Here is a 6,192-nt window from a genome sequence, read left to right as displayed (position 1 = left end):
GATGGAGACCCGGGCCAAGCTGGAGCGTTCCCGGGAGCTGGTGTGGCAGGTTCACGACATCGGGGAACAAACCCGGCAACAGCATAAGCGGGATCGTTTTTACCAGAAGCTCGGTGTGGCGTTGATTGCGCTCAGCGGGCTGGCTCTGCTGGGGATTCTGCTGGTTTATCTCGCCTGGTTTTGAGTCTTACGGACTTTTAGCGGGGGAATTCCGGCGATCTGACTGACCGCCGGAATGCAGGGCGTGCCAGATTTACTCTTTGGCGGCAGCGCCTTCCAGCAGCGACTTGAGCTCGCCACTTTCGGACATTTCCATCACGATATCGCAGCCGCCGATCAATTCCCCCTTGACCCACAGCTGCGGGAAGGTCGGCCAGTTGCCGTACAGGGGCAGACCGGAGCGGATTTCGGGGTTGGCCAGCACATCGACGTAGGCAAACCGCTGACCGCAGGCCATCACCGCCTGGGAGGTGCGCTGGGAAAAACCGCACTGAGGTGCGTTGGGCGAGCCCTTCATGTAGAGAATCACCGGGTTTTCTTCGATCTGCTGCTTGATGGTTGCCTGTACTTCGTCCATAGGACTGCCTGACCTCTCTTGTGCCAATAAGGTGAACAAAATTCGTGGGTTACCCTCGCCCGGGAAAGACCTAGCAGGCGAGTCAAGTATTCGCATTCTAACGCAGCCGGCGCGCGGAAACCAGTCAGGAGGCGCCCAGTCGCTTCTTGGTCAGCCGGGTAGGCGGATGGCTGGCCGGGTCTTCCGGCCAGGGGTGTTTGGGATAGCGGCCCCGCATCTGTTTGCGCACCTCCCCATAGGCCCCCTGCCAGAATGACCCCAGCTCGCCGGTAATCGCCAGCGGGCTGCCGTTGGGCGAGGCCAGGTGCAGCCGCAGTGGCACCCGCCCGTCGGCGAGTTCAAAACGGTCACACCCGAAAAACTCCTGCAGTTTGCCGCTCACCGTCGGCGTCCCGTTTTCGGGGTAGTCCACCGACACCGAGCGGCCGCTGGGCAACGCCACTTGGAGCGGGAGCAACTGGTCCAGCGCCTGCACGGCATCGTGCCCGAGATAAAACGCCAGTGCCTCGCGCCAGGGCAACCGGTCGGGGTGAAGGCTATCGGTCACGAAGGGGGCAAACCATTGATCGAGCGTCGATAACAACACCGACTCATCCAGCGTCGGAAGGTCCAGCACCCCCGACTCATTGGCCAGCTGGGCCCGTCGGTACAGTCCTGTGGCCGCCTCCGGCCAGGGGTAGGCACTGAGCCCGCGTTCGCGCAGATCCGCCACCAGTGCCTCGGCCAACGCCTCGCCGGTGACCGGGTGTCGGTCCTCGGCGGTCACCGAGCCCCCCATCCGCCAAGTGGTGTGCATCACCCAGCCCTTGCCGCGATGACTCAGTCGGGATTCACACTGACTGAGGGCGCGCCGCTGCTCGGCGTTCAACGTCAACGGCCAGCCGACGCCGCTATGCCCTTTACCCCGGGCCTGCACATCGGCAAATACCGCCCACTCGCTGTCCAGGGGCCGATCCGGCGCGACGCTGATGCCGCTGTTGAGCCGGTACCGGCCCGAATCCTGACGATGACCAATCCGGTCCCGGAAGGCATCGGCGAGGCAGGCCGGGTCCAGCTCGGCCCGACTTTCCCCGGCGCTCAACGCCTTGAGCCAGCGCTGCGCCTGCCGCTGCCAGGTGCGCTGACCGGCGCGCTGGGCCCGGGCCGCCGCCTGCCACTGATTCGACGTTTCCAGGACGTCAAAATGCACGGCCAGCGCCAACAGTAAAGCGCCTTCCGGCAGGGTCTTCTGCGCCCCGGTCTGAAGCGACGATTCATCAAGCGCCTTTTCATAAAGAGCCGTTTGCAGAAAACGGGCCAGGCGCGGATGGGTCCCCAGCGCCGCCACCTGCCGTCCGGCGTCGGTCACCCAGCCCGCTTCATCCAGTAACCGCCAATCCTGCAACTGCCGGCGGGCTCGTTCCAGCGCCAGCCCGTTGGGCGCTTCCAGCCACGGCAACTCCTCCACCGGGGAACCCCAGTGCGCCAACCGCAGAGCCAAAGGCACATAATCGGTGGAGCGCACCTCCGGCGGCTCCGCTGGCGCCAACGCCTCCTCCTGGGACCAGAGCCGGATACAGTGCCCCGCCTGCACCCGCCCCGCCCGGCCGCGACGCTGCTCGGCGCTGGCCTGACTGATCCGCCGGGTCTGCAGACGGCTCACGCCGGTGCCCTGCTCAAACACCGAACGGCGCACCTGCCCGGAGTCAATCACCAGGGTGACATCGGCGATGGTCAGCGAGGTTTCGGCGATATTGGTGGCGAGAATCACCCGCGGGCCACTGGCCGGATCCAATGCCTCCTGCTGCTCTTTATCCGGTACCCGACTGTGCAGGCGAGCCAGCCGGGCGGACGGCTCCCGGCGCGCGAGCGCCGAGGCGCAGTCTTCAATCGCCCGCCAGCCGGGCAGAAACACCAACACGGTCTGCGACCGCCAGTCGGCCACCTCGGACAGCGCCCGTAACAAATGCTCATCCAGGCGCTCCGCGGCCCCGCGGGTATCCCGCCGGGGCGCAAGATACTGCACCGATACCGGGAAACATCGCCCCGGCGCCGACAGCCGCTGGGCCACCTGCTGTTGTAGCGCCGGATCGGGCGTGGCGGACATCAACACCAGCGCAATATCCTCCCGCAGCACCGCCACCTCCTGCAGCCAGGCCCAGGCCGTATCCTGATCCAGTGCCCGCTCATGCACCTCATCCAGCATCACCGCCGCCACCCCGGCCAACTCCGGGTCGGCCAGCAGACGCTGCAGGGCAATCCCCGGCGTCATCACCACCAGCCGGGTCGCCTCGGACACCTGCCGGTCAAACGGCACCTGATAACCCACCGTCTGGCCCACCGACTCCCCATACAGCGAAGCCAGCCGCCGCGCCACCCCCCGCGCCGCCAGAATGCGCGGCTGCACCAACCAGACTTGCTGCCCGTCCGGTGCCGCCTCCAGCGCCCAAAGCGGCGCCAGGGTGGATTTCCCCGCACCCGGCTCGGCTTCCAGCAGGAGCGGGCCCCGGCCAAGCGCGTTGATGAAATCGGCGTGGTAGTCACTTAGGGGGAGGTTTGGGAGAGAGGTTGGTTTCATTGGTTTTTACGGTTTAGTAGCGTCGAAGAGTGGGGCATTAATTTACCTGTCTGCGCGGATTTTGGGGGTATTTACGGCGGATGCGCGCTTTGCGCTCCGAAACGTCGGACCGATCCGCCCTACGCGACCGATGGCACGGAGGGCGCGGGCGGGGTAAACCCTTACGGGACCGTGGAGCGGGGGACCCGCGATTCGAGCCTACAGGGATGTATTCACGGCGTGTCCCGTAAGGGTTTACCCCGCTCGCGCCCGGACGCTCCGGTTACCACCGGTATTCGAGGTTCAATCCGGCACTCACCTGCCGACCGGGGGCGGGCTCGAACGAGCGGCCGTTGCCCTGATTGACGATTACCGCACCCACATACTGCTCATCGGTCAGATTCTCCAGCTTCAGCCAACCCGAGGCCAACCAATCACCCCACTGATGGGCCGAATCCACACTCCAATCCCAGGTGACCGCCGAAGGCGCAAACACCGCATTGTCATCGCCGGTCGCCACCTCACCGCGATAGCGGGCCACCAGCGCCGTGCCCAGGCGATCATCCTGCAGCGGCTCCCAGCGCAACTGGGTATAGAGGTTGATATCCGCAATGCCCGGTAGCTGATTGCCCGCCTCGGGCCCGGACGCATACTCCGCGTCCAGGTAACTGGCACTGAAACGCGCCCACCAGCCCGGCGTCAGATGCAGCTCACCGAAGGCTTCCAGCCCCCAGCGCTCGGTCTCAGCGGCGTTGCGGTAGGTGGTACGGCCACCTTCGGATTGATCCACCACCAGCTCATCGTCACTGTCGATCTGGAACAGGCTCAGCGTCACCCGATGCGGCGACGCCAGACCCCAGCGCAGGCCCGCCTCAATCTGCCGGTTTTCCGCCGGCGACAGCGCGGTATTCAAGCCGGAGCCCTCGTTGCGGTAGGCCATCTCGGTCAGGGTCGCGGTTTCGTAGCCCCGACCGGCCCCGGCGAACGCCTCCCACTGGGTGTTCAGACGAACGGTTGTACCCAACGCCAGCGCGACGAAATCATCGTCCCGGCCACCGCTGTCGTCCGGATTGCCCGGGTTATCGCCATCCGCCGGCACCACAAAATAATCATCCACCGCAAAGGACAGGTCGCTGTGGCGGGCCCCGCCGGTGATTTCCCACCGATCGGTGGGCTGCCAGGTCAGCACCCCATACAGATCCCGACTGTCGACTTCACCCAGCTCGTCACGGCGCAGGGCTCCGGTTTCGCCCTGATCATTGACGTAGCCACGGCGCCGATCCTCCTGGCGCTCGACACTCGCCCCCAGGGTCGCCTCCAGCGGGCGATCGAGCAGGGAAAGATCGCGGGTGTAGCTGGCCCGGAGGCCCGAAAAATCCCGGGTCAGATCAATTACCGCGCCAGAGCTGGTCACGTCGTCCCCGGCAAATGGCAGCCACTGGTCTACCTCGCGCAGGCCCTGCCAGATCGCCGCCTGCCAGCGGTGCTTACCCTCCGCCTGGCGCAAGGTGACCGAACCCTGCTGATGGCGAATACGCTTGCGGGTGTTGAACAGCTCCGCGCGCTCGTTGCCCGCACGGGGGTCCTCCCGCCAGCGCTCCGGCGACAGGCCGAGCGGATCCTGCAAGAGCGGATCGTGGCTGGTGTCCAGGCGCACCACCGTTTCTATGCCGCTGTCGGCCTGATAATACAGCTGGGCCCCGGCCTGGCGCCGCTCGGCTTCCGCGTGGGGCCGCTCGCCATCGCTGGTAAAGCGCGAACCGTGGACCCGAGCGCCCCAGGCGCCCTCGCGCCATTCGCCGGTCACTGCCTGACGCTGCCGATCGCCCTCCCCGGCCAAAACCCGCCCGCTGAGACGGTTCTGCTCGGGCGCGGCGCTGTCAAACTGGATCACCCCGCCGGCGCCATTGCCATACAACGCCGCCAGCGGGCCGCGCAGGACCTGTACTCGATCCACTTCATCCACCGGCACACTGGAGAGCTGCCCCTGGCCGTCCGGCGTACTCAGGGGAATACCGTCCAGCTGCAGGTCAATGCCGCGCACACCGAACGCCGAGCGGGCGCCAAAACCGCGCAGGGTCACCCGGGTATCCTGGGCGTAATTGGAACGGCTGTCGGCCTGCACGCCGGGCAACCCCTGTAGCAGCTCGCCACTGTCGATGCGCATCCCCGGCTGTTGGCGATCCATCGCCAGGGACGCCGCCCCGGGTAAGGCATCTCCCTCGCGCGCCTCGCCGGTCACCACCAGGGTTTCCAGCCCCTCGGCCTGAGCGCCGGCGCCAATCAGGGCGGCAATGGACAACGGAGCCGCACGGACGAGGAGCGCCGAGCGCAATGCTCGGACTGAAACAGAGGCGAAATGTCGAGCCATGAACTACCACCTTGGGGATCGTTGTCAGAATTCGGCCCCGAACCGGGGCGCGGCCATGATACCGGGTTCGGCCTCCGGCCTGTAGGCCAGAACCGTACACAAAACGGCCATGAGTACGGCCAGGCAACGCGAATGGATGCCATTTGCCAACGCCGTAAAATGGCTATAGTATTGCTTTTTTGCCATTTACGGGTTCATGCCGTCCGCCCAACGAGGCCACACACGGCGAGCTCAAGGCCGACTCGGAGCGTTCCGAACCCCCTGTTTGATCCCCGCCTTATCGAGATCTGGCTGCCTGTTCACGACAACGGGCTTTTGGCGGTTTTATTGATTCTGTTTTCCGGCTCTCTGGAGCGGATGGCTGTGGAGTAAACCATGGACACATTGATGAACACTTACGGTACTCGCACTCTGACCCTGGTTCGGGGCGAAGGCAGCCGTGTGTGGGACGATCAGGGCAATAGCTATATCGACGCCATCAGTGGCATCGCAGTCTGCGGGCTGGGCCATTCCCACCCGGCGGTGACCCGCGCCCTGTGCGATCAGGCCGGCACCCTGCTGCACGTCTCCAACCTGTACAACATTCCGCCACAGCGCCAACTGGCGGACCTGTTGTGCGAGCAGACCGGTATGGAGCGGGTGTTTTTCTCCAACTCCGGGGCAGAAGCCAACGAAGCGGCGATCAAGCTCGCCCGTAAGTACGGCGCC

Annotated in this window: 5 protein-coding genes; 2 read left to right on the top strand and 3 right to left on the bottom strand. The window is 65.5% G+C overall.

Features of this window, described 5'->3' with window-relative positions; genetic code table 11:
• Window positions 1–184 (top strand): hypothetical protein (locus tag B3187_RS01295; protein ID WP_286804287.1); only part of this gene is annotated, 184 nt, incomplete at its 5' end.
• A 69-nt stretch (window positions 185–253) separates the two neighbouring features.
• Here B3187_RS01295 and grxD read toward each other — a convergent pair.
• From grxD to B3187_RS01280, 3 genes are all read right to left on the bottom strand, one after another.
• Window positions 254–577 (bottom strand): Grx4 family monothiol glutaredoxin, encoded by a 324-nt coding sequence (gene grxD / locus B3187_RS01290; RefSeq protein WP_286804286.1) that lies wholly within the window; start codon window positions 575–577, stop codon window positions 254–256.
• Between the two features lie 124 nt (window positions 578–701).
• Window positions 702–3,134, bottom strand: a complete 2,433-nt coding sequence (hrpB, locus tag B3187_RS01285) for an ATP-dependent helicase HrpB (RefSeq protein WP_286804285.1) — start codon at window positions 3,132–3,134, stop codon at window positions 702–704.
• 262 nt (window positions 3,135–3,396) lie between these two features.
• On the bottom strand, window positions 3,397–5,484 hold the full coding sequence (locus tag B3187_RS01280; protein WP_286804284.1) for a TonB-dependent receptor family protein: 2,088 nt from the start codon (window positions 5,482–5,484) through the stop codon (window positions 3,397–3,399).
• A gap of 375 nt (window positions 5,485–5,859) precedes the next feature.
• Here B3187_RS01280 and B3187_RS01275 point away from each other — a divergent pair.
• A partial coding sequence (locus B3187_RS01275; protein ID WP_286804283.1) for an aminotransferase class III-fold pyridoxal phosphate-dependent enzyme occupies window positions 5,860–6,192 on the top strand: 333 nt, incomplete at its 3' end.

Origin of the sequence: Marinimicrobium sp. UBA4209 (genome assembly GCF_002381585.1) — a bacterium.
Classification (GTDB): domain Bacteria; phylum Pseudomonadota; class Gammaproteobacteria; order Pseudomonadales; family Cellvibrionaceae; genus Marinimicrobium; species Marinimicrobium koreense.
This window is presented reverse-complemented; position numbering and strand designations above follow the sequence as displayed.

Coding starts and splice junctions, on each gene's coding strand:
- B3187_RS01280 (WP_286804284.1), bottom strand. CDS start 5,484: ATGGCTCGACATTTCGCCTCTGTTTCAGTCCGAGCATTGCGCTCGGCG.
- grxD (WP_286804286.1), bottom strand. CDS start 577: ATGGACGAAGTACAGGCAACCATCAAGCAGCAGATCGAAGAAAACCCG.
- hrpB (WP_286804285.1), bottom strand. CDS start 3,134: ATGAAACCAACCTCTCTCCCAAACCTCCCCCTAAGTGACTACCACGCC.